We start from the raw sequence: 20,708 nt of genomic DNA, 5'->3' as shown, positions 1-20,708 counted from the left end.
GTCCTCTCCGCTCAATCACAGGAGATTTCAGCTCTCACACCGCTCGGCGATGGTGGAGCCGGGGTTCGCGGTGCGTCGGCCCGGTATCCCGTGGCCCTTCCCGCGCAGCGACCGCCCATCCGGCGGCCGTCCCGAACTCCGCACACACGTGTCGTGCGGAGTGGGCGATGTTGCGTGCGGCATTGACATCCGCGTTGTCGGTGTATCCACAGGAGCGGCACCGGAAGGCGGCTTGGCTCTCGCGCGCCGTCCGGTCCGTGATCCCGCAGGCCGAGCAGCGCTGCGAGGTGAACGCCGGATCCACCCGGACGACCCGTCCGGGGGCCTTGTCTTCCAGCCTGCGCACGAGCAAGCCCCAGGCGTTGGCGAGGATCTTCCGGTTCAGGCCCGCCTTCGCGGAGACGCCACGCCCTGGCCGATCCTCGGTGCCACGCGCCGATCTGGTCATCCTCCCGATCTTGAGATCCTCGACAGCGATCAGATCGAAGCGGCGGGCAAGATCCGTGCTGGTCTTCTCCGCCCAGTCCTTCCGGGCATCGGCCTCGCGGGCACGCAGCCGTGCCAGCGCGGCCTTCAGTCTCACCCGCCGGCGGGAACCCTTGCGGGCTCGGGCCAGACGACGCTGGAGCAAACGAGCTCGCCGAAGCCTTCCGGGGGACGGGCTTGGAACATGCAGCAACTCGCCGTTGGAAAGGGCTGCCGACACGGCGATGCCTCGATCAACACCGACAGTACGTCCGTTGTCTGGAGCGGGAACCGGTGGCGGGATGGCGGCGAAGGCCACATGCCAGCGACCGGACCGGTCCTGGGTGACACGATAGGACTTCACCCCGGATGGAACCGGGCGCGACAGGCGGAAGCGGACCCAACCCGCCTTGGGGACCCATACCTGTGCCCAGCGGTGAGACACCCGGCGAACCTGGTGGGGTTTGACCCCGACCTGCCGGAATCCCTCGTGACGTCCCTTAACGCGCCAGGTGGGACGGCGGTGAGTTCCGGCGAAACAGCGGGCCATCGCCTCGGAGAAGTCGCGCAGTGCCTGTTGCTGGACGGTCTGCGAGCCCGAACGCAGCCAGGTGAATTCCTGTCGAGCTTCGGTGAGCTGCCGTGCCTGCTCCACGTACGCCGGTGCCGAACGGCGCCCCCGGCGCCACCAGGCGTGCTGCTCGACGGCCAGGTTCCAGACGAACCGGGCATGCGCGCAGTGTCCGAGCAGCACACTCTCCTGCTCAGACGTTGGGAACAACCGGTAGCGACTCATCAATCGCAGAATGTAGCGGTCGGGTGTGACAGAACCGCGCGGCCTCGAACCGCCGTCGCTGCGAGGCCCCCGTACAGGGCTCGCGAGGAGACCAGATGAACAGGCGAATCGCGATCAACCTCGGGGTGTTCGGCGCCCTCGCGGTGGTCATGACGGTGTGGGCGTTCACCAACGTCGTCCGGTTCGACGCGATCGACCGGCCGTACCACCTGACCGTGGAGTTCGAGTCGTCGCCCGGCCTGCACCCCAACTTCGAGGTCGACTACCTCGGGCTGCGCGTCGGGCACATCCAGCAGGTGAAGCTCGTCAAGGACCGGGTCGTCGTGCGGCTTGGCATCGACCGGGGCGTGAAGATCCCGCAGGGCGCGACGGCCGCCGCCGCGCGCAAGTCGGCCGTCGGCGAGCCGGTGGTCGAGCTGACGCCCGCGCCCGGCATGGGGCACGCGCCGCCGATGCGTCCGGGCACGGTCATCCCGAAGGAGAAGACCAGCGTCCCGCCGAAGTACAGCGACCTGTTCGCCGCTGTCCTCCAGACCCTCAAGGCGATCAAGCCCGAGGACGCCAAGATCATCACGCACGAGCTGGCCGCGGGCTGGTCCGGACGGCAGGACTCGCTGCGCCAGATCGTCCAGGGCGGCGACCAGCTCGCCGGGACGTTCGCGCAGAACACCCAGATGCTGGACGGCCTGGTCAACGACCTCAGCCGAATCTCGACCGTCCTGAACCAGAACCGGAACGCGCTCGGCGAGGGCGTCGACAACCTCGCGTCCCTGACCGGCGCGCTCAGCCAGGTGCGCGGCGACCTGGCCGAACTGCGCGACCGCGGCCCCGGCCTGCTCGACTCGGTCAACACCCTGCTCGACAAGAGTGGCGACGACTTCGACTGCATGGTCGACAATCTCGGGACGCTGCACCTCAAGCGCTACGACCCGGCGGTCCTCACCCACCTCGGGCAGATCTTCCAGAAGGCTCCCGCGCTGCAGAAGGTGCTGAACGGCATCATCGGCGAGAACCAGGGCCAGACCGTGCTGAACGTGGCGTTCATGTTCACGCTCAAGACCCAGGCCGCGCTCGAGTACAAGTACCCGCTGCCGCAGCCGCAGGTGACGACCCCGCCGACCTGCCCCGGCGGACGCGTGCCCGGCGCCGTCCCGCAGAAGCCCTATCAGGGCAAGAGCACCGGAGACACGCTCCCGGCGCACGATCCGGCGCTCGACCGCCCGACGGACATCAACGCCAAGAACGTCGCGGGCCATGGCGGAAGCCCTTCTTCCGGGCCGCCCGCTTGGCTAATGTACGTCCCCCCGGTTGTCGCCCTGATGGTGTTGATCAGGGTGATGATGGGCTCGGTGCCCGTGATGTCCCGCCTGTCCCGCCTGCCCCGGCCACGCCGCCGCCGCAGGAAGTGAGTCCATAGTCCCGCGAGGAGTGCTCCAAGTGACTGCGAAGACCACCCGGAACGCCGGCAAGGACGAGACCGCCGACGAGGGGGTGGAGTCTGGGACCGCGGAGGTGGTCGCCGAGGACGACCACGAGGCCGAGGAGGCCCGGGAGGAGGCCCGGCCGAAGACCGCGGCGAAGCGGAAGCGGCGCGTCCGCGTCATCGAGGTCATCGAGGACGAGGACGACCTGGACGAGGTGCTGGAGGCCATCGAGAAGGGCGAGCTCCTCGAAGAGGAGCCCGAACCCGAGCCCGAGCCGAAGCCGAAGAAGCCCGTCGCGACGCAGGCCAAGCCGAAGCCCAAGCCCACCATCGTCGAGGACGAGGGGGAAGACGAGGCCGACGAGCCCAAGGTCCTCGCGCAGAAGGGGTCCTCGGACGGCGGCCCGATCGACCTCGACTCGGCCGCCGGTTCCGGTGGGTTCTCGATGAGCCGCAACGCCGCGATCGTGACGGTGGTCGTGGTCGCGCTGCTGGCCAGCCTGGGAATCTGGCAGTGGACGAGCGCGTCGAAGCTGTCGGGCGACCAGCACGCGCGGGACGACGTGGAGAAGGCCGCGGCCGCCTACGGGGACGCGGTGCTCACCTACAACTCGTCCAACTACCAGGGGCAGATGGAGAAGGTGCAGAAGCTCCTTGCGGGCGACCTGCTCGACCTCTACAAGCGCTGCACCGTGCCGAACCTGAGCGACAGCTTCAAGTCCAACTCGTCCCTGTCGTTCTCGTCCCGGACGAGCAAGGTGTACGTCGGCGACGTGAACGGGAAGTTCGCGACGGCCACGATCGCGACCGACATCACCCTGAAGAGCAACCAGGGCTCGACGTCCGCCCCGTGGAGCCTGATCCGTCTGTCGCTGGCGAAGAGCGGCGGCGCGTGGAAGGTGACGCAGCAGTTCCCGTCCGGCGTGAACCAGCAGAGCAACGACTGCTCGAGCTCGGGCCAGATCCCGGTCAGCCCGAACGGTCAGACCGGCACCGGCAAGCCGTCCTCGACCCCGTCGGCGAAGCCGACCAACTGACGTGGCGGCGGGCCCGGCGCGAACCGGGCCCGCCATCCGTCCCCGGCTACGGCTTGACGAGGACGGGCCGGTCGCAGACCTGGCGCACGGGATAGCAGGACGAGCTGATCCCGCTCAGGTCGAAGCTGTACAGCGAGACCAGCGCGACGTTCGGCGCGGTCACCTTCAGCGTGACGGTCCGCTTCCTGGTCGTGTCGCAGAAGATCTGCCGGACGGTCCGCTCCTTCGAGCGTCCGCCGGCGACGTACGCGAACACGTGGCAGCCCTGCGCGGCGACCTCCGTGGTCGTGAACACCGCGCGGTCGGCGTACCAGGACACGGTGCCCTTCACCGACGACCTGCCGTACGGAACGCTGTACCGGCTGACCTTCACGGTGGCCGCCGAGGCGGAGGCGGGGACGGGGGAGAGGAGGCCGACCGTGGCGGCGGCGGCCAGAGCGAGGGCGGTGGGGGGACCCCAGGCGCGCATGGTGCTCCCGAGAGGGTTGGCGGGACTACGGGAGCACGAGCCTAGGTAGCCCCGCGCACGCTGATCAACTCGTCCGTCCGGAATCCGTGCGGGTCAGGCGGGCCGGTCAGGGCGCGAGGCCGCCGGCCGTCCGCCCTGAGGGGTGGACGCAGGGCGGACGGACGACGGGCGGGGCGGACGACCAGGTAGGCCGGACGGTCAGAGGTAGCGGGCGGCGGCCTTCTCGGCGGGGGCGTCCGCGCCGGTGACGCCGTCCGGGCCCTTCGGGACGCCGTCGTCGATCGCCTCGGGGCAGTTGATCGTGACGCGGTGCATCTTGCGGCGCTGGGTGTAGTCGGCGACCGCGTAGTGCTGGGTGGGACGGTTGTCCCAGAACGACAGCGTGCCGACCCGCCACTTCAGCCGGACCTGGAACTGCGGGTCCCGGACGGCGTCGAACAGCAGCGGCAGCAGCGCCTCGTTCTCACGCCGGGACAGCCCGATCAGCCGCGTCACCGACGACCGGTTCACGTACAGGGCCTTGCGCCCGGTCTCCGGATGGATGCGGACGACCGGGTGGACGGACGGCGGGTTCTTCTCCTGCATGGCGCGCAGGTCCATGCGGTGGCCCTTGTCGATGGCCTTGCTGACCGACATCGTCAGGTCGTGCTCGGCGTACAGCTCGTCGCAGAGGCGCTGGAGCCAGGGCGCGAGCGAGTCGTAGGCCATGTACATGTTGGCCCAGAGCGTGTCGCCGCCGACCTCGGGCAGCATGACCGCGCGCAGCAGCGACCCCATCGGCGGGACCTTCATGAAGGTGTTGTCGCTGTGCCACTGGTCGCCGCCCTCGCCCTTGGGGTCGGTCTGGTCCAGGATGTGGACGGCGCTGCCCGAGGTGTCCATCGGCGGCATGTTCGCCGTGCCGAACTGCTTGGCGAACGCGACGTGCTCCTCGTCGGAGATGTGCTGCTCGCGGAAGAACAGCACCATGTGCTTCAGCAGGCCGTCCCGCAGGGTCTGGATCTGCTCCTCGTCCAGGGGCTTGCCGATGTCGACGCCGCTGACCTCGGCGCCGATGTTCGCGGTCATGGGCTGGAACTCGATCATGTCCTGGTGCCTCCATCGGGGGGTGCGGACGGCGGCCGGGGTGCGGCGGCGCTCGCGAAGCCAAGCCAAGCAATCGCTAGGTTGACTTTAACCGATGGAGGCGGACACCTGTCCAGGGGTGACCGGGGGCGGACCCGGGAGGATCAGCGGGAGTAGTGCTCCACGACGAGCTGCTCGTCGCACGTGATCGGCACCTCGGCGCGCTCGGGCAGCCGCGAGAGCCGCGCGGTCAGCGCGTCGTGGACGACCTCGAGGTAGGGCGGGACGTGCTCGGCGTGCGCGCCCGCCGCCGCGACCTGGAACGGCTCCATCGAGCGGCTGCGCTCGGCGATCTGGATCACGTCGCCGGGCCGCACCTGGAAGGACGGGCGGTCCACGCGCCTGCCGTTGACCAGGACGTGCCGGTGCACCACGAACTGCCGGGCCTGGTAGATCGTCCGGGCGAAGCCGGCGCGCAGCACCATCGCGTCCAGGCGGCGCTCCAGGTCGACGATCAGGGCCTCGCCGGTCTTGGCGCCCTTGACCTTGGACGCCTTGGCGAAGGCGTTGCGGAGCTGGGCCTCGCGGATGTTGTACTGCGCGCGCAGCCGCTGCTTCTCGCGCAGCCGGATCTTGTAGTCGGACTCGTTCTTGCGAGCCCGCCCGTGCACGCCGGGCGGATAGGGACGCGCCTCGAAGTACTTCACGGCCTTCGGCGTGAGCGGCAGGCCGAGCGCACGGGAAAGACGGACCTTCGGCCCGGTGTTGTTCACGGATTGACCTCCGGACTTAGGACATGCTTACTTAGGTAAGCCTAACCTACATAGTCAAGGAGGTCGCGATGCACGAGGTGAGTACGGACGCCCACGAGGCGATCACCGGCGCACACACGCCCACGGCCGCCGAGCGGGCGCGGACGGCTGCCTACGGCATCGCGGGCGCGGTGCTCGTCGCCCCCGGCATCCCCTACGACCCGGTGCCCGCGCACGTCACTGACGACAACGGCGCGCCGCTGCTCCTCATGCCCCGGAAGTCGCCCACTGTGGTGGCTCTCACGGGCGCGGACGACCTGCCCGCGACCCTCCGGATCAGCGACGTGGCGCCCGTCCCGCTTGCCGACCGGGTGCGCGGACGCGCCTGGCTGCACGGCTGGGTCTCCGAACTCCCCGCAGGCGAGCGCCGCGCCGCCGCCGACCGCCTCGCCCGCCTCCACCCCCGCCCCGAACTCCTTGATCTCGCCGCCGACGCGGACGATCCGGACGCGTCCGGCTGGACGATCCTGACCATGGACCTCGCCGAGATCGAGATCACCGACGCCTGGGGCGCCGCCGACCTCGGCCCCGAGGAGTACCGGGACGCCCGTCCCGATCCGTTCGCCGCGGTCGAGGCGTCCCTGCTCGGGCATCTGGACGCCGCGCACCGCGCCGAGCTGGCCCGGCTCGTCCCTGATGCTGAGCCCGGACGGGTCCGTCCCCTGGCGCTCGACCGGCACGGACTGTGGCTGCGCGCGGCGGACGGTGACCTTCGCGTGGGCTTCGGCGGTGCCGTCCGGGATCTCCGCAGCCTGCGGGGTGCGTGTAGGCGGCTGTTCGAGTCCGGCGCGTCCGGGTGCGTTCAGGGTTCGTGAACACCTACGTGGCGGAGGTCCGCACTCGGTACGTGGTCCCGCTGCGTACGTATACGGGTCGATGGCCGTGGAATCCCGGATGTAGGTAGGGGCCGGTACGCGGGATAGTTCTTTCACCGGCCGAGAGCGCCCCGCCCACCAGGGCACGGGCCACGGTCACCGGAGCTCCTTCGCGGGGTGGGAGTTCCGGTGGACGGACCCTCTCCTCCCGAGGTGGGTGGGCGCTCCGGCCGGGCAGTACGGACTGGCGAAACCGACCAGGCGTGCGGTCGTCGACTAGTGGGGTTCGGCGGCCGCATGGGGACGGGGCCGCCCGCACCGGGACCCGGGGGCTCCGGTGCGGCGAAATCCGGACGAACCGATCGGGGGATCGGTGCGTCCAACAGAACGACGCACCACTTCGGGGGAAGCGGGGCGTCAGGCGGAAAGAGCGCGCCGGCTCGGGGGCCGGAGTGTTCGCGGGGGAGGCGTCCCGGCGGGGGTCGGGACGCCCCGCACAACGCGCCCTGGTCGGGGGACCGGGGACGACCGCTCCGGTCGGGGGACCGGGACGGAAACGGGGAGGCCGCGCCCGGATCGGGGGATCCGGGCCGTGGCGACAGGCGGACGCACCCGGTCTCGGGGGACCGGGTGCGCCGTCCTGTGAACCAGCCGTCCTGTGGACCACTGGAACAGACTTCCCCCGCGCACCGGCAGGTGCGCGGGGGCATAGACCTGCGCATCCGGCCGGGGGGTCGGCCGGGGCGTGGGGCACCCGATGGCGGCAGGAACGGACGCGCGTCCGTTCCTGCCGTGCCGGGGTGCTCGATCGGGGGGCGCGGCGAAGGGTGGGGAGTCCCGGAGCCGCGCGGCGCGGCGGTCCTACGGAACGACCCCACGTTCCGAAGACGGTCCTGCCGAAGCCTTCACCTTGGGAAACGCCTCGTCGAGGCGTCCCGGGACGTCCGCATGCGGACGCCCGCGGGACGCTCGCGCGGAGGCCTTCCGGAGAACGCCCCGCGGGGCGCTCCCACGGGACGGCCCCGCGAGGGGCGGTCCACGGTCCGGTTCCCCCGCCGGGTCGTCAGAGGTAGAAGCCGGTCGCGGAGCCAGGGGCATCCGGGCCGTCGGCGGGGCGCGGCTCTCCCTTGCGGAGAGCCGCCAGCTCCGCCAGTGTCGCGCCGTCCGGGCCGATGGACCTGCGGACCGCGTCGTCCACCTCGTCACCGAGCCAGGCGACCGACTCGGCGCGGCCGAGCCGTCCGACCTCGATCTGGGCCAGGCAGCGCCCCGGGCGGACGACCGCCGGGTGCAGCTGCGCCAGATCCTCGTTCGTGGTGATCGCGACCAGCACGTCCCGGCCCTGCCCGAGCATCCCGTCGGTCAGGTTCAGCAGCCGGGACAGGCCCTGCCCGGCCGACTGCTTGGCCTCACCGCGGATCAGCTCGTCGCAGTCCTCGAGGATGAGCAGCCGCCAGTCGCGCTCCTCGTCGTCGTCCTCGCCCATCGTCGCCTGGAACAGGTAGCTGGGCGAGCTGAACAGCACCTCCGGGTCGAGCACGCAGTCCGACCGGCACCAGTCCTTCCACGCGCGCGCCAGCGCCCGCAGCGCCGTCGTCTTGCCGGTGCCGGGCGGGCCGTGCAGCAGCAGGATCCGCCCGTTCACCTCGCCCGGTGTGAGCGCCATGACCCGGTCGAGCGCGGTCGCGACGTTCTCGGTGTAGTTGCGCCGGACGTCGGCCCACGGATCGGCCGTGATCGGCCGCTCGGTGCGCTGCGGACCGTGCCTCCCGAGGTGCCAGAACCCCATCTCCACGTGGGTCTCGGCCGGTTTGGGCGGCTCGGTCGCGTCCTTCACCGTCTCGTCCAGGACGGACGTGGCGAGCTCCTCGTCCACCGCCGACACGGCGATGTACGCGGTGCCGTGCGACCACCGGTTCACCAGCAGCGTCCAGCCCTCGCCCACGGCGAGGACGGACTTCTTGTCCTTCTCCTGTGCCACCCGCAGCAGCCGCGCGCCCTCGGGCAGCAGCGGCGCGTCCTTGCGGACGTCGTCCAGCCGCGTCGACCGCGACCAGGGCTGCTCCCCGGACGCGAACGGACGCAGCGACAGCACGTCCATCACGTCCGCGGGCGAGTTGCCGTCGTTGAGGTTCAGCACCACGGGCAGCGTGAGGTCGTCACCGGAGGCCGTGGCGGCCTCCGGAACGACCAGGTGCAGGAACTCCCCGCGTCCCTCTCGTGATGCCGTCATGCCCTCGATGATCGGTAGCGGGGGCCGTTCGCGTCCAGTGATTTACTTCTCTTCCGCTTCGTCGGGCTTGGAGTCGGAGGCGGCCTCGTCCTTCGCGGCCTCCTTGGGGGCGTCCTTCGGAGCGGGCTCGTCCTTGGGAGCGTCCGCCGGCTTCGGGACGGCGGGGGTCTCCTTCGGCGCGGACGCTTCAGCGGGAGCGGCCTGCTCGGCCTGCTTCTGCTCGGCGGCCTGCTCGGCGGCCTGCTTCTCGCGCTCGGCGGCGGCGCGGGCCTCGCGGCGGGCGCGGCGCTCCTCGGCCTCCTGGGCGTCCAGGGCCTCGGCCTCTTCGGGGGTGGGGGCGGATCCGCCCAGGTAGGCGGGCTGCCACCAGGTCTCGTCGCCGGAGGGGATGTCGGGGTACTCGCGCTGCGCCTTCTCCAGCAGCTCGGAGATCCGGGCGCGCAGGTCCTTGGTGACCTGGTCGTAGTCGTCGCCGCGCTTGGGGTACATCGGCTCGCCGATGAGGATGGTGACCGGGACGTTCCGCTGGAACAGCCGCTTCTTGCGGCCCTTGGTCCACATCCGCTGCGGGCCCCAGATCGCGACCGGGATCAGCGGGACCTTGCCCGCGACCGCCATCCGGACGGCGCCGCTCTTGATGTCCTTGACGGTGAACGAGCGGCTGATCGTGGCCTCGGCGAACACGCCGACGATCTCGCCGCCCTTCAGCGCGGTGAGCGCCGCCTTGAAGGACGCGGCGCCCGCGTCCCGGTCGACCGGGATGTGGTGCATGCCGCGCATCAGCGGCCCACCGATCTTGTGGTCGAAAATCTCCTTTTTCGCCATAAAACGGGTAAGTCGTCCGGCGGGGTGGACGGCGAGCCCGGCGAAGATGAAGTCGAGGTAGCTGATGTGGTTGCTGACCAGAACCGCGCCCCCGGCGGGTGGGATGTTCTCGGTCCCCTCAAGGCGGATCTTCAGGTTCAGGGCCCTGAACAGGCCGAGCGCCGCCTTGATCACCGGCGGGTACACGTATTCCGACATGCCTGCAACCTACCTTGCCCCCCACCCCCGCCCATCAAGATCACGTACGGTCGTGCCGGATGGATCGCGCGGGAGGGGCCGACTCTGAGAAGCTGTGTGGGACAGCGGTGGGCTCCGGTGAAGGGGGGTTGCGGGATGGATCCAGAGATGACCGGCGGTGGCCGTCCGGGTGCTCCGCGCGACGCGGCCTCCGACGTGCACGCCCTGATCCGCGACCTGCTCCCGGTGCTCGCGCCGAGCGCCTGGCTGGACGCCGCGACCTCCGAGATGGTCCTGACGATCGGCCACTCCCAGGCGCGCGCCTCCACGGCGACCGTCCTGGAGCGCTGCGTCGACCAGCCCCGCACCCGCTGGCCCAGCCTGGTGGACGAGTGGGTCCGCGAGGTCGGCGACCGCGCCTTCCGCGCCGTCGGCGAGATGGAGCTGTTCGGGGACGTCCGGGAGCTGCTGCGGCTGCGCATCGTCCCCAAGCTCGCGCCCCGCGACCGCGAGGGCCTGGTCGTCGTCCCGGCGGGCGACCACTTCGACGCCGTCGTGGTGATCGACCACCCGCGCTACGGCGGCCCGCTCACCCGCGACCGCGCCGGGCTGCTCGGCCTGCGCCGCCTCGGCTACGTGATGACCAACACCCACGACCGCGAGCTGGCCGACATCGAGATCCACGACCAGCCCCTGCTGCCCGGACGCGACGTCCGCGTGGTCACCAAGCCCGGCAGCCGGTACGTCTCGGCCCTGCTCTCCGAGGTCCACCAGTTCCTGCCGTCCCCGAACGAGCACGGCGCGCTGGTCGGCGTCCCCAGCCACAGCACCCTGCTGATCTACCCGATCGCGACGCGGGCCGTCGAAGAGGTCCTGCCGGTCTTCGCCGAGGTGGTCGCCGAGATGCACGCCGCCGCCGACGACCCCTGCGCCCCGGGCGTCTACTGGTCCCACGGCGAGCGCCGCCTGACGCCCGTCATCCAGACCCCGGGCGGCCCGGTCAACACCGAGTTCACCGAACTCCTCCAGGCCCTCCCCGAGACCGAGGACTAGTCGAGCCGTGCCCCTGGCGCCCGTCCGGGCGCCGGAAGCACGGCTCGTGAGGCTGGGCAGCGCAGGGGTTAGGGGAGTTTCCAGTCGATCGGGGACGCGCCCTGCTCGGCGAGGAGCTGGTTGGCCCGGCTGAAGGGGCGGGAGCCGAAGAAACCGCCGTTGGCCGACATCGGGGACGGGTGGGCCGACTCGACGCACGGGACGTTTCCGAGCAGCGGGCGCAGGTTGCGGGCGTTGCGGCCCCACAGGATCGCGACGAGCGGACGGTCCCGGGCGGCGAGGGCGCGGATGGCCTGTTCGGTGACCTCCTCCCAGCCCTTGCCGCTGTGCGAGTTGGGCTTGCCGGGCATCACGGTGAGGGCCCTGTTGAGGAGCAGGACGCCCTGCTGCGTCCAGGGCGTGAGGTCGCCGTTGGACGGCTGCGGCAGGCCGAGGTCGTTTCCGAGCTCGCGGTAGATGTTGATCAGTGAGCCGGGGATCGGGCGGACGTCCGGGGCGACCGAGAAGGACAGGCCGACCGGGTGGCCCGGCGTCGGGTACGGGTCCTGCCCGACGATCAGCACCCGGACCTCGTCGAAGGGCTGCTGGAAGGCGCGCAGGATGTTGTTCCCGGCGGGCAGGTAGCGGCGTCCCGCCGCGACCTCGGCACGCAGGAACTCTCCCATGGCGGCGATCCGGGGGGCGACGGGCTCGAGGGCGTTCGCCCACCCGGCCTCGACGGAATCCGCGAGTGGTCGTGCGGTCATGGCGCACCACCTTAGCCAGGGCGGGCATCTGACCAGATGCGGACGCTCGAAACGAGTTGATTTCCACCCGTCCGACCGAAGGCGCCCAAGTTAAGCGGGTGAAACGTCCCGTTAAGTCGGCGTTACTTCCTGACTTCCCGGATTGACCTACCGTGCCGTACCGCATAACTCCTTGAGGCGGGGCACCGCCCCGGACGGCGCGCCCCGACGGCGGCGCCGGCCGGACCGCCCACCCCCAGCAGGGCCCGGCGCACGATCCAGCGACGAGAGCGGGACACCAGCAGATGACTCAGCTGACCACCCTGGACGCCACCTTCCTCCACGCCGAGAGCGGCGGCACGCACGCGCACATCGCGGGTCTCGGGATCCTCGACCCGTCCGCGCTGCCCGGCGGCAAGGTCACGGTGGCCGCGGCCGCGGAACTGATCCGCGGCCGCGCGCACCTGGCGGCCAGACCGCTGCGGCAGCGGCTGGCCGGGGTCCCCTTCGGGCTCGACAACCCCTACTGGGAGGACGACCCGGACTTCGACCCGGCCCGGCACGTGTCGGAGGTGACGCTGCCCGCCCCCGGCACGGACGAGCAACTCGCCGAGGCGATCGCCGCGCTGCACGCGCGCCCGCTCGACCGGGGCCGTCCGCTGTGGGAACTGGTGCTCATCCAGGGCCTCTCGGGCGGCCGGGCGGCGGTGTACGTCAAGGCGCACCACGCGGCGGTCGACGGCGTGCTGGCCGCCGAGACGCTCGCCGCGCTGCTGGACATCTCGCCCGAGCCGCGCGAGCTGCCCGCCGACGACGCCGCGCCGCTGCGCGCCCCGAGCCCGTTCTCGCGGGTCGGCACGGGCCTGCTGAGGACGGCGGTGCACCCGTTCCGCGCCGCGCTGTCGGCGGCGCGGACGGCCCCGCACCTGGACGAGGTCCCGGGTGTGGCGGCGCTGCCCGGCGTCGCGCGGGTCACGCACGCCGTGCAGGGCGCGCTCGGCCGCGACCAGCTGCCCGAGGCGCCGCGGGTCAGCGCGCCGCCGACCCCGTTCAACGGGCCGGTCGGGCCACACCGCGCGGTCGCGTTCGGCGACCTGCCGCTGGCGGAGATCAAGCGGATCCGGGTCGCGCTCGGCGGCAGCGTGAACGACGTGGTGATGGCGGTCTGCGCGTCCGCTCTGCGGACCTGGCTGGACAAGCGCGGCGCGCTCCCGGACGGCCCGCTCGTCGCCGGCGTCCCGGTGTCGCTGCGCCGCGACGACGCCGGGAACGCGGACGACGGCCAGAACCAGGTGTCGCTGATGTCCGCGCCGCTGGCCGTCCACATCCCCGACCCGGCCGACCGGTACGCGGCCGTCCGGGCCGACATGGAGTGCGCCAAGCGGAGGTTCGTCGGGTCGTCCGGGGCGTGGGTGCGGGATCTGACCGGGATGCTGCCCGCGCCGCTCGCCGGGCCGGTCGCGCGGCTGGCGCTGAGCGTCCTGCCGGGGCTGCCGGTCCGGCCGCTGAACCTGATCGTGTCGAACGTCCCGGGCCCGCAGTTCCCGCTGTACCTGTGCGGCGCGCGGGTGCTCGCGTACTACCCGCTGTCGGTGGTCAGCGGGCTCAGCGGCGGCCTCAACATCACGGTGTTCTCCTACGACGGGACGGTCCACGTGGGCCTGGTGTCCTGCCGCGACCTCGTCCCGAACCCGGACGAACTGGTCGACCACCTCGACGACGCGATGGCCGAGCTCAGGGCGCTCGCCGAGGGCTGACGCCCAGGGCCTTCCGGTGCCGCCACGCGAGCCTCAGCGCGGCGGCGCCGGCGGGCTGCATCGGCTCGGGCACCGTCCCGTCGAAATCCGCGAGCCGGACGCTTCCCTCCTCGTTCTCCTTGACGAGCCGTCCGGCGCCGAACAGGGCGTCGAACGCCTCGTCCTCGAAGACGACCACGGTCAGCAGGTCGATGGCGAGCGTCAGCGGGTCGAGGCCCAGCCCGAGGTAGGACGCACGCAGGGAGCCGTCGTGGAGCGCGCCGGTCATCCGCCGATGGAACGGCCACGCCTCCTGGTCGAAGCCGTCCTCGTACTCCTCGGACGCGCCGAGCAGCTCCTCCGAGTACTCGCGGACCATCGTGAACCACGGGTCCAGCTCGGCGGCCCGTCCGGTCAGCGGCTGGAACACGCCGACCGGCATGACGTGGTGCAGCCCGCCCGCGTGCGCGACCCTCGCCGGATCGCGCCAGTGCAGGACGTACCGTCCGGACGTCGTGACGGTCAGCGTCGTGATCGCGACCAGCGCCGGACGCCGCGCCAGGTCGGTCGGGTCGCCGACGGCCGTTCGCACCGGAAGCCCCGGGACGTCGGCGGCGAGCTCGTGTGCGACGGCTTCACCCACGTTGACCGCGTCGAAGTAGCGGGCGGGTCCGAAAGTGAGTGTCAGGTCGTCCACGGCGAGGAGGCGGTAGGACGACCTGTCCTCGAACACGCGCGGGCGCGCGAGGGCGGCCATCGCGTCCGCGTAACTGTTGAAGCCCTCCGGCAGGCCCTCCCTGGGCGCGGTAACGGCGGGAGGGTCGGGAAGGGGCACCCAACGCGTCTGGACGTCCGCCAGGGGCACCGGCGCGTCCGGAATCCATCCAGGACGCGCCAGAAGGGTCGTGTCGGCGACGCGCGGCACGTCCGGGTAGAGCGCCGCGGCCGCGAGCCCGAACCCGTACCGGTCATCGTTCAGGCGTTTCCGCGTCTGCTCCCACATGCCCCTCACGGTATATACGTGAGCCGCATCAGCAGGCTTCCGGCGTTGTCGACCAGGCAGTGGTCCTGGTCATGGATGCGGAGCTGGAACTCGCCCGAGTCCGGCGCGCTGATCGAGGTGCGCGTCCCGACCACGAACATGCCCCCGCCGCCGACGCGTCCGAGCAGCACTCCGTAGTGCAGGCTCGGGTCGAGCTTGCAGCCCTGGTAGATCCGCGCGTCGGTCGTGGAGTCGTAGCCCTGCGGCCCGACCTCGGGGAAGTAGCGGTGGTCGACGGTCCAGCCGCCGCTCACGAAGTCGATCCCGATCCGCTGTCCCGCCTTCACGTTCACGCCGGTGCTCTGCCAGCCGCTCGTGGCGTCCACCTGCACCGACACGGTCGTCGTCCGGGGCGTGGGCGACGGGCTGGGGCTCGGCGGAGGCGCCGCCGAATGCGTCGGGGACGGGCCGGACGGCTCGGGCGTGTCGGGCGTCGGCGGCGCGGACGACGACGACGGCGACGAGGGCGGCGTGCTGCTCGGCGGCGCGACGGTGATCGTGCTGCTCAGCGCCGCGCGCGGCTGGGCGGCGGCATGGTGCCGGTCGAAGGGGTGCGTGAACAGGACGGCCGCGGCCGTCCCCGCGATCACCGCCGCCACGGTCGCGATCACCGGCGCGAGGACGGCCGCCCGGCGGCGGCGCGGCGGGCCGGTGCCCGTCTCCAGCAGCCGCGCGGCCTCCGCGGCGGACGGACGGCGCGCCGGATCCCGGCGCAGCATCGCCCGGACCACCTCGCCGACGGGGCCCGTCCCGGACGGCAGGTCCGGCTGCCCCGACGTGATCGCGTGCAGTGTCGCGGGCAGGTCGCCGCGCCGGAACGGGGACCGGCCCGCCAGCAGCGCGCCCAGCGTCGCGCCGAGCCCCCACACGTCCGCCGCCGGGCCCGCGCCGCCGCCGGTCAGCCGCTCCGGGGCCATGTACTCCGGCGACCCGACCAGCTGCCCGGACCGGGTCAGCGGCTCGTCCCCGCTGATCACCGCGATCCCGAAGTCGGTCAGCACCGCCCGGCCGTCCCCGCGCAGCAGCACGTTCGCGGGCTTGACGTCCCGGTGCAGGACCCCGGCCGCGTGCACGGCGGCGAGCGCGTGCGCCAGCTGCGCGCCGAGCGCCGCCACCTGGTCCGGCGGCAGCGGGCCGCGCGCCGTCAGGACGTCCGCGAGCGACGGCGCCCGCACCAGCTCCATGACGATCCACAGGCGGCCCTCGTCGTCCACGACGTCGTGGACCCGGACCACGCCCGGATGGTCGATCCGCGCGACCGCCCGCGCCTCCCGGACGCACCGCTCCCGCCGCTCCTCGTCGCCGTCCCCGGCGCGGCCCGCGAGGACGGTCAGCTCCTTGACCGCCACCTCACGGTGCAGGACGGCGTCGTCCGCCCGCCACACCGTGCCCATGCCGCCGCTGCCGATCCGCTCCCGCAGCCGGTAGCGGCCCGCGACCGTCCGCCCGGCGCCCCCGTGATCCCGCTCACCGTCCAACGCACCGCCTCCTCCGAAAGGCAGGTTGTGCGCCGAATATCGACCGGGACGGACGAACCGTCAACAGCCCTCAGGTGAGATTCTCGCGGATTCCCGGAACGTCCCTCGGCGAGGTTCTCGTGGCGTGCGCCGGACGGCCGTCAGGTGAGGTTCTCGCGGAGGGCGTCGAGGGTCGTGGCGTCCAGGGCCAGGCCGTCGCGGAGGAAGTCCTCGAACGAGCCGAACAGGGCGTCCGCCTCGTTGAAGGCGGCCTCCAGGTAGGCGGGCTGCTGCTCCAGCAGCGGGCGCAGCAGCTCCGGCTCGGCCATCTGGCCCAGCTCGGCCATCGCCTCGATGATCTTCTGGGTGGTGTGCCGCAGGTAGTGGTTCGACCGCAGGAAGTCGTCCATGATCGTCGCGCGGTCCACGCCGACCGCGGCCAGCAGGACGGCGGCCAGCCAGCCGGTGCGGTCCTTGCCCGCCGTGCAGTGGAACAGCAGCGGGCCCGACTCCGCGCTCGCGACGAGGCGGACCGCGTCGGCGAACCGGCCGCGCTCCGCCTCGTCCCGGACGAACGTCCGGTTGATGTCGATCATGAGGCCCTCGAGGCGGCCGTCCCCGAACGCCTCCCGCTGCCGGTCCGCGTCGCCGCTGCCGATCACGTCGTAGAACCCGCTCAGGTTGCCGCCGCCGACCGGCAGGTGGACGGTCCGGACGCCGTCCGGGAGCCGGTCGCGCCCGTTGGTGTCCACCTCCATCGGGGTCCGGAAGTCGATGACCGTCCGGACCCCGTACGCCGCCAGCCGGCGCACGTCGGCGTCGCTCAGCCGGGTCAGCGCGTCCGCGCGCAGGACCCGGCCGGACGCCGTCGCGCCGCCCCCGGGCAGCGGATGTCCACCCAGGTCACGCACGTTGTCGGCGCCGTCGAACGGGAGGTGGCCGTGGGAGTCCTCGAGCAGCATGGCCCCATCGTCCCGGACATCCGACAAAGGGGACGAACCGGGGTCAGCCGGTCCGCAGCTCGAGCGTGCAGCACTTCGGGCCGCCGCCCGCCTTCCGCAGCTCCGTCAGGTCCACCGGGATCGGCTCGAAGCCGTGCTCGCCGAGCGTCTTGATCAGCCCGGTCGCCTCGGCGTTCACCACCACGTTCCGGCCGTCGCTCACCGCGTTCAGGCCGAGCACCGCCGCGTCCTCCTCGGTCGCGATCACCGCGTCCGGGAACAGCCGCTCCAGCACCGCGCGGCTGCCCGGCGAGAACGCCCCCGGGTAGTACGCGACGTTGTCCCCGGTCAGCGGGAACAGCGCCGTGTCCAGGTGGTAGAACCGCGGGTCCACCAGCCGCAGCGTGACCACCGGACGGCCCAGGAACTCCTGCGCCTCCTGGTGCGCCGCCAGGTCCGTCCGGAAGCCCGTCCCGGCGAGGATCAGCCGGTCCAGCGTGAGGAAGTCGCCCTCGCCCTCGTTGGTGTGCTCGGGGTCGCGCACTTCCGCGAACCCGTTCCCGCGCAGCCAGTCGCTGTACGCCGGGCCCTCGGCGGCCCGCTCCTCGAAGGTGAACTTCGCCCCGTAGGCGCGTCCGCCCACGACGAGGGCGCCGTTGGCCGCGAACACCATGTCCGGCATTCCGGGCAGCGGGTCGATCAGGCTCACCTCGTGCCCGAGCGCCAGGTAGGCCGAGCGCAGCAGCTCCCACTGCGCCACGGCCAGCTCCGCGCTCGCCCCCGCGGACGGGTCCATCCACGGGTTGATCGCATAGGTGACCGCGAAGTGCTCCGGACGGCACATCAGATAGTGCCGCCGGAGCGCCGTCCGCTCGGGGAACGCCGGTGCGGCGGTCGGCTGCTGGGTCGGCTCCATCGCCGGGGTGACGGTCATGACGCGCGCTCCTGCTCAAGTCCACGGGCCATCAGATGATCGAAAGCCTAGGAACGCCGGGCCTTTCGCCCAAGCCCACGAAATTGCGCTGACCAGGAGTTTCGTTGCGTCTACTGCCCCCCGCCCGGCGATTCGTTGCGCCCACCCCGCCAAGCCCGGCACTCCGGGCGCAGAGCGCCCTCCGCGCCGTGCGCGCGCCCCCGCCGTCCACGCGCTGGAACGCCCCCCGCGGGGTATCTGGGCGCCGCCCGGAGGACGGCCTCGGGCGGCGCTGGCCCTCCGCGCCGCGCGCGGGGCCGTGGCCCACGCGGGAACGCCCCCGGCGGGTGGCTGGGGGCTGTGTTGGGGCCTGGAGGGGGCTGGAGACGCACGTGGCCGTCCCCGCGGGGCGGGGACGGCCAGGTGTGAGCGCCGTGGGGTGGCTGGTCGCTAGAGGTTGATCATGTGGCCGGCGAGGCCGTGGACGGCCTCCTTGACGGCCTCGCCCAGGGTGGGGTGGGCGTGGATGTTGCGGGCGACCTCGTGGACGGTGAGGTCCCACTGCTGGGCCAGGGTGAGCTCGGGCAGGAGCTCGGTGACCTCGGGGCCGATCAGGTGGCCGCCGAGCAGCTCGCCGTACTTGGCGTCCGAGACCAGCTTGACGAAGCCGACGTCCTCGCCCATGCCCAGCGCCTTGCCGTTGGCGCTGTAGGGGAACTTGGCGACCTTCACGTCGTAGCCGAGGTCCTTGGCCTGCTGCTCGGTGTAGCCGAAGGACGCGACCTGCGGCTGGCAGTAGGTGGCGCGCGGGACCATGACGAAGTCGATCTCCATGGTCTCGGCGTCGGCGATGGTCTCGGCGGCGACGATGCCCATGGCCTCGGCGGCGTGCGCGAGCATCAGCTTGGCGGTGACGTCGCCGATCGCGTAGATGTGCCCGGCGGACGTGCGGCAGCGGCCGTCCACGTCGATCGCGCCGCGGTCGGTGAGCTTGACGCCGGCCTTGTCCAGGCCGTAGCCCTCGACGTTCGGGGCGAAGCCGATGGCCTGGAGGACCTTGTCGGTCTCCAGGACCTTCTGGGCGCCGTCCTTGCCGGTGATCGTGACCTTGACCTTCGCGCCGGAGTCGTCGATCGCGTCGACCCGGGTGGAGGTGAGGACCTCGATGCCCAGCTTCTTGTAACGGCGGCTGAGCTCCTTGGAGACGTCGGCGTCCTCGTTCGGGACCATCCGGTCGAGGAACTCGACGATCGTGACCTTCACGCCGTAGTTGTGCAGCACGTAGGCGAACTCGACGCCGATGGCGCCCGCGCCCGCGATCACGATGCTCTCGGGCAGCTCGGAGGAGAGGATCTGCTCCTCGAAGGTCACCACGCGCTCGGACAGCTGGGTGCCCGGCAGCAGGCGGGTGTGCGCGCCCGCCGCGATGATGCAGTTGTCGAAGGTGACGGTCTCGGACGAGCCGTCCTTCTTGGCGACCTGAAGGGTGTTCTGGTCGGTGAACGTGCCACGGCCGTCGAAGGTCGTGATCTTGTTCTTCTTCATCAGGAACTGGACGCCCTTGACGAGCTTCTCCGAGACCTGACGGCTGCGCTGGTAGGCCACGCCGTAGTCGAACGACACCGGGCCGTCGACCTTGATCCCGTACTTGTCCTGCTCGGTGGTGAAGATGTGGGCCAGTTCGGCGTTGCGGAGCAGCGCCTTCGAGGGGATGCAGCCGACGTTGAGGCATACACCGCCCCAGTACCGCTCCTCGATGATGGCCGTCTTCAGGCCGAGCTGGGCCGCGCGGATCGCGGCGACATAGCCACCCGGGCCCGCGCCCAGGACCACGACGTCAAAGTGTTCGCTCATTCCTCCGACGATATTGCGCGTGGAGGAGTGCTCGCATCTTATGCGCCATCCCCGGAGAGGTGTTCGTCACACTGTGTCAGGGTCGGGCCTGGTTGCGGGACGGTAACGTTCAATGGACGCCCGTCCTCGTCACACCTCCGGAGGAGTAGTCCAAGGTGCGGATCCCCAAGCCTGTCAACGCGGCCCTCGACTGGGCGGAGCAGCACTTCGGCGCGCTCGCGGCGCTGGTGGCGCTCGTGGTGGCGGCCGCGGCGCCCCTCGCGCTCCCGAGCGTGGTGGGCCTGCCGCTGGCGGGCTTCGTCCTCGGCGTCGCGTTCGGCGGTTTCGCCCTCTACGCGCGCATGTCCAGGCGACTCGCCCGGGCGCGCAAGGAGAACGACGATCTTCTGCGGGAGAACGGCGCGCTGCGGCACCGCAACACGGTGCTGTCCAGCGGCGTGATCACCCGTCAGTCGCAGACCACCCAGGCGCTCCTGATGATTCCGGACGACGAGGACGAAACCGGCGGTTCGTCGAACGGCCGCAAGGATTCGCAGCGGACCGTCCAGCTCCCCGAACTTCCTGACGGGTTGTAAGACCCTTCCCCGTCCCACCGCGACCCGGCGATCACTGAACGTGATCGCCGGGTCTTCGTCGTTGATCGACCCGGCCCGGGGCCCGGGACGGCGCGTCCGAGGGGCCGATCCGGCGTCGGTGCGCCAAAGGGTCACCTAAGGATTGCGTTTTGTGTTACCCAAGGTGAGGTAATACTTCCGTTGTGTCAGTGTGATTACGCTGGGTAATGTCACTGCTGCACGCGGTCCATCCTCCGGCAACGCGTCGGTCAAGGATGACCGCGCGCGAGAGCGCGCCATTCGGCGGCCGACAAGT

The 20,708-nt window shown here is 71.6% G+C and carries 18 protein-coding genes; 6 read left to right on the top strand and 12 right to left on the bottom strand.

Annotated features, from left to right (window positions below):
* Nucleotides 1-34: 34 nt before the first annotated feature.
* On the bottom strand, nucleotides 35-1,261 hold the full coding sequence (locus tag AB0L06_RS20645) for an RNA-guided endonuclease InsQ/TnpB family protein (RefSeq protein ID WP_500232653.1): 1,227 nt from the start codon (nucleotides 1,259-1,261) through the stop codon (nucleotides 35-37).
* 95 nt (nucleotides 1,262-1,356) lie between these two features.
* On the opposite strand from AB0L06_RS20645, the gene AB0L06_RS20640 reads away from it, so the two are divergent.
* Together AB0L06_RS20640 and AB0L06_RS20635 are read left to right on the top strand one after the other, a co-directional pair.
* Complete coding sequence (locus AB0L06_RS20640; protein ID WP_500232652.1) at nucleotides 1,357-2,670, top strand: MlaD family protein; 1,314 nt, start codon at nucleotides 1,357-1,359, stop codon at nucleotides 2,668-2,670.
* A gap of 28 nt (nucleotides 2,671-2,698) precedes the next feature.
* Complete coding sequence (locus AB0L06_RS20635; RefSeq protein WP_500232651.1) at nucleotides 2,699-3,721, top strand: hypothetical protein; 1,023 nt, start codon at nucleotides 2,699-2,701, stop codon at nucleotides 3,719-3,721.
* A 46-nt stretch (nucleotides 3,722-3,767) separates the two neighbouring features.
* Here AB0L06_RS20635 and AB0L06_RS20630 read toward each other — a convergent pair whose 3' ends face one another.
* The 3 genes from AB0L06_RS20630 to rpsD form a co-directional block, all read right to left on the bottom strand.
* Nucleotides 3,768-4,190, bottom strand: coding sequence for a hypothetical protein (locus tag AB0L06_RS20630; protein WP_500232650.1), 423 nt, complete (start codon nucleotides 4,188-4,190; stop codon nucleotides 3,768-3,770).
* Nucleotides 4,191-4,388: 198 nt separating this feature from the next.
* Complete coding sequence (locus AB0L06_RS20625) at nucleotides 4,389-5,276, bottom strand: TauD/TfdA dioxygenase family protein (RefSeq protein WP_500232649.1); 888 nt, start codon at nucleotides 5,274-5,276, stop codon at nucleotides 4,389-4,391.
* A gap of 143 nt (nucleotides 5,277-5,419) precedes the next feature.
* A complete protein-coding gene (gene rpsD / locus AB0L06_RS20620) occupies nucleotides 5,420-6,028 on the bottom strand; it encodes a 30S ribosomal protein S4 (protein ID WP_500232648.1) in 609 nt (202 codons plus the stop codon).
* Nucleotides 6,029-6,096: 68 nt separating this feature from the next.
* Here rpsD and AB0L06_RS20615 point away from each other — a divergent pair, with 68 nt between their 5' ends.
* The gene (locus AB0L06_RS20615; RefSeq protein WP_500232647.1) at nucleotides 6,097-6,882 is read left to right on the top strand and encodes a DUF2470 domain-containing protein; all 786 of its coding nucleotides are present in this window, start codon (nucleotides 6,097-6,099) and stop codon (nucleotides 6,880-6,882) included.
* Between the two features lie 1,063 nt (nucleotides 6,883-7,945).
* On the opposite strand, the gene AB0L06_RS20610 is transcribed toward AB0L06_RS20615, so the two are convergent.
* A complete protein-coding gene (locus AB0L06_RS20610; protein ID WP_500232646.1) occupies nucleotides 7,946-9,115 on the bottom strand; it encodes a DUF5925 domain-containing protein in 1,170 nt (389 codons plus the stop codon).
* 42 nt (nucleotides 9,116-9,157) lie between these two features.
* Nucleotides 9,158-10,138 (bottom strand): lysophospholipid acyltransferase family protein, encoded by a 981-nt coding sequence (locus tag AB0L06_RS20605; protein WP_500232645.1) that lies wholly within the window; start codon nucleotides 10,136-10,138, stop codon nucleotides 9,158-9,160.
* A 147-nt stretch (nucleotides 10,139-10,285) separates the two neighbouring features.
* Between AB0L06_RS20605 and AB0L06_RS20600 the strand changes: the two genes are divergently transcribed.
* Nucleotides 10,286-11,170 (top strand): hypothetical protein, encoded by an 885-nt coding sequence (locus tag AB0L06_RS20600; protein ID WP_500232644.1) that lies wholly within the window; start codon nucleotides 10,286-10,288, stop codon nucleotides 11,168-11,170.
* A gap of 68 nt (nucleotides 11,171-11,238) precedes the next feature.
* Here AB0L06_RS20600 and AB0L06_RS20595 read toward each other — a convergent pair whose 3' ends face one another.
* Nucleotides 11,239-11,916: a uracil-DNA glycosylase gene (locus tag AB0L06_RS20595; protein WP_500232643.1), complete on the bottom strand. Its 678-nt coding sequence runs from the start codon at nucleotides 11,914-11,916 to the stop codon at nucleotides 11,239-11,241.
* 284 nt (nucleotides 11,917-12,200) lie between these two features.
* On the opposite strand from AB0L06_RS20595, the gene AB0L06_RS20590 reads away from it, so the two are divergent.
* Nucleotides 12,201-13,652 carry a WS/DGAT/MGAT family O-acyltransferase gene (locus AB0L06_RS20590; protein WP_500232642.1) on the top strand — a complete coding sequence of 484 codons (1,452 nt, stop codon included), beginning with the start codon at nucleotides 12,201-12,203 and terminating at the stop codon, nucleotides 13,650-13,652.
* Here AB0L06_RS20590 and AB0L06_RS20585 read toward each other — a convergent pair.
* The 5 genes from AB0L06_RS20585 to lpdA all read right to left on the bottom strand — a co-directional run bounded on the left by AB0L06_RS20585 (nucleotide 13,630) and on the right by lpdA (nucleotide 19,838).
* The gene (locus AB0L06_RS20585; protein WP_500232641.1) at nucleotides 13,630-14,634 is read right to left on the bottom strand and encodes a hypothetical protein; all 1,005 of its coding nucleotides are present in this window, start codon (nucleotides 14,632-14,634) and stop codon (nucleotides 13,630-13,632) included. The two genes, AB0L06_RS20590 and AB0L06_RS20585, sit on opposite strands and share 23 nt — an antisense overlap.
* A gap of 5 nt (nucleotides 14,635-14,639) precedes the next feature.
* The gene (locus tag AB0L06_RS20580; protein WP_500232640.1) at nucleotides 14,640-16,151 is read right to left on the bottom strand and encodes a serine/threonine-protein kinase; all 1,512 of its coding nucleotides are present in this window, start codon (nucleotides 16,149-16,151) and stop codon (nucleotides 14,640-14,642) included.
* 140 nt (nucleotides 16,152-16,291) lie between these two features.
* Complete coding sequence (locus AB0L06_RS20575; protein ID WP_500232639.1) at nucleotides 16,292-17,092, bottom strand: tyrosine-protein phosphatase; 801 nt, start codon at nucleotides 17,090-17,092, stop codon at nucleotides 16,292-16,294.
* A 43-nt stretch (nucleotides 17,093-17,135) separates the two neighbouring features.
* The gene (ddaH, locus tag AB0L06_RS20570) at nucleotides 17,136-18,005 is read right to left on the bottom strand and encodes a dimethylargininase (RefSeq protein ID WP_500232638.1); all 870 of its coding nucleotides are present in this window, start codon (nucleotides 18,003-18,005) and stop codon (nucleotides 17,136-17,138) included.
* Between the two features lie 429 nt (nucleotides 18,006-18,434).
* Entirely contained in the window at nucleotides 18,435-19,838 is a 1,404-nt protein-coding gene (gene lpdA, locus AB0L06_RS20565) for a dihydrolipoyl dehydrogenase (RefSeq protein WP_500232637.1), read from the bottom strand.
* Between the two features lie 155 nt (nucleotides 19,839-19,993).
* On the opposite strand from lpdA, the gene AB0L06_RS20560 reads away from it, so the two are divergent.
* Nucleotides 19,994-20,413, top strand: coding sequence for a hypothetical protein (locus AB0L06_RS20560; protein WP_500232636.1), 420 nt, complete (start codon nucleotides 19,994-19,996; stop codon nucleotides 20,411-20,413).
* The last annotated feature ends 295 nt before the right edge of the window (nucleotides 20,414-20,708 follow it).

This window comes from Spirillospora sp. NPDC052269 (assembly GCF_040679435.1).
Taxonomy (GTDB): domain Bacteria; phylum Actinomycetota; class Actinomycetes; order Streptosporangiales; family Streptosporangiaceae; genus Spirillospora.
Note: the sequence above shows the minus strand (reverse complement) of the source record. Positions and strands in the feature narration are given on the sequence as shown.

Excerpts from the sequence above, each read along its gene's own strand:
- AB0L06_RS20645 (WP_500232653.1), bottom strand. The coding sequence starts at position 1,261 with ATGAGTCGCTACCGGTTGTTCCCAACGTCTGAGCAGGAGAGTGTGCTG.
- AB0L06_RS20640 (WP_500232652.1), top strand. The coding sequence starts at position 1,357 with ATGAACAGGCGAATCGCGATCAACCTCGGGGTGTTCGGCGCCCTCGCG.
- AB0L06_RS20630 (WP_500232650.1), bottom strand. The coding sequence starts at position 4,190 with ATGCGCGCCTGGGGTCCCCCCACCGCCCTCGCTCTGGCCGCCGCCGCC.
- AB0L06_RS20625 (WP_500232649.1), bottom strand. The coding sequence starts at position 5,276 with ATGATCGAGTTCCAGCCCATGACCGCGAACATCGGCGCCGAGGTCAGC.
- AB0L06_RS20615 (WP_500232647.1), top strand. The coding sequence starts at position 6,097 with ATGCACGAGGTGAGTACGGACGCCCACGAGGCGATCACCGGCGCACAC.
- AB0L06_RS20610 (WP_500232646.1), bottom strand. The coding sequence starts at position 9,115 with ATGACGGCATCACGAGAGGGACGCGGGGAGTTCCTGCACCTGGTCGTT.
- AB0L06_RS20605 (WP_500232645.1), bottom strand. The coding sequence starts at position 10,138 with ATGTCGGAATACGTGTACCCGCCGGTGATCAAGGCGGCGCTCGGCCTG.
- AB0L06_RS20600 (WP_500232644.1), top strand. The coding sequence starts at position 10,286 with ATGACCGGCGGTGGCCGTCCGGGTGCTCCGCGCGACGCGGCCTCCGAC.
- AB0L06_RS20595 (WP_500232643.1), bottom strand. The coding sequence starts at position 11,916 with ATGACCGCACGACCACTCGCGGATTCCGTCGAGGCCGGGTGGGCGAAC.
- AB0L06_RS20590 (WP_500232642.1), top strand. The coding sequence starts at position 12,201 with ATGACTCAGCTGACCACCCTGGACGCCACCTTCCTCCACGCCGAGAGC.
- AB0L06_RS20585 (WP_500232641.1), bottom strand. The coding sequence starts at position 14,634 with ATGTGGGAGCAGACGCGGAAACGCCTGAACGATGACCGGTACGGGTTC.
- AB0L06_RS20575 (WP_500232639.1), bottom strand. The coding sequence starts at position 17,092 with ATGCTGCTCGAGGACTCCCACGGCCACCTCCCGTTCGACGGCGCCGAC.
- ddaH (WP_500232638.1), bottom strand. The coding sequence starts at position 18,005 with ATGACCGTCACCCCGGCGATGGAGCCGACCCAGCAGCCGACCGCCGCA.
- lpdA (WP_500232637.1), bottom strand. The coding sequence starts at position 19,838 with ATGAGCGAACACTTTGACGTCGTGGTCCTGGGCGCGGGCCCGGGTGGC.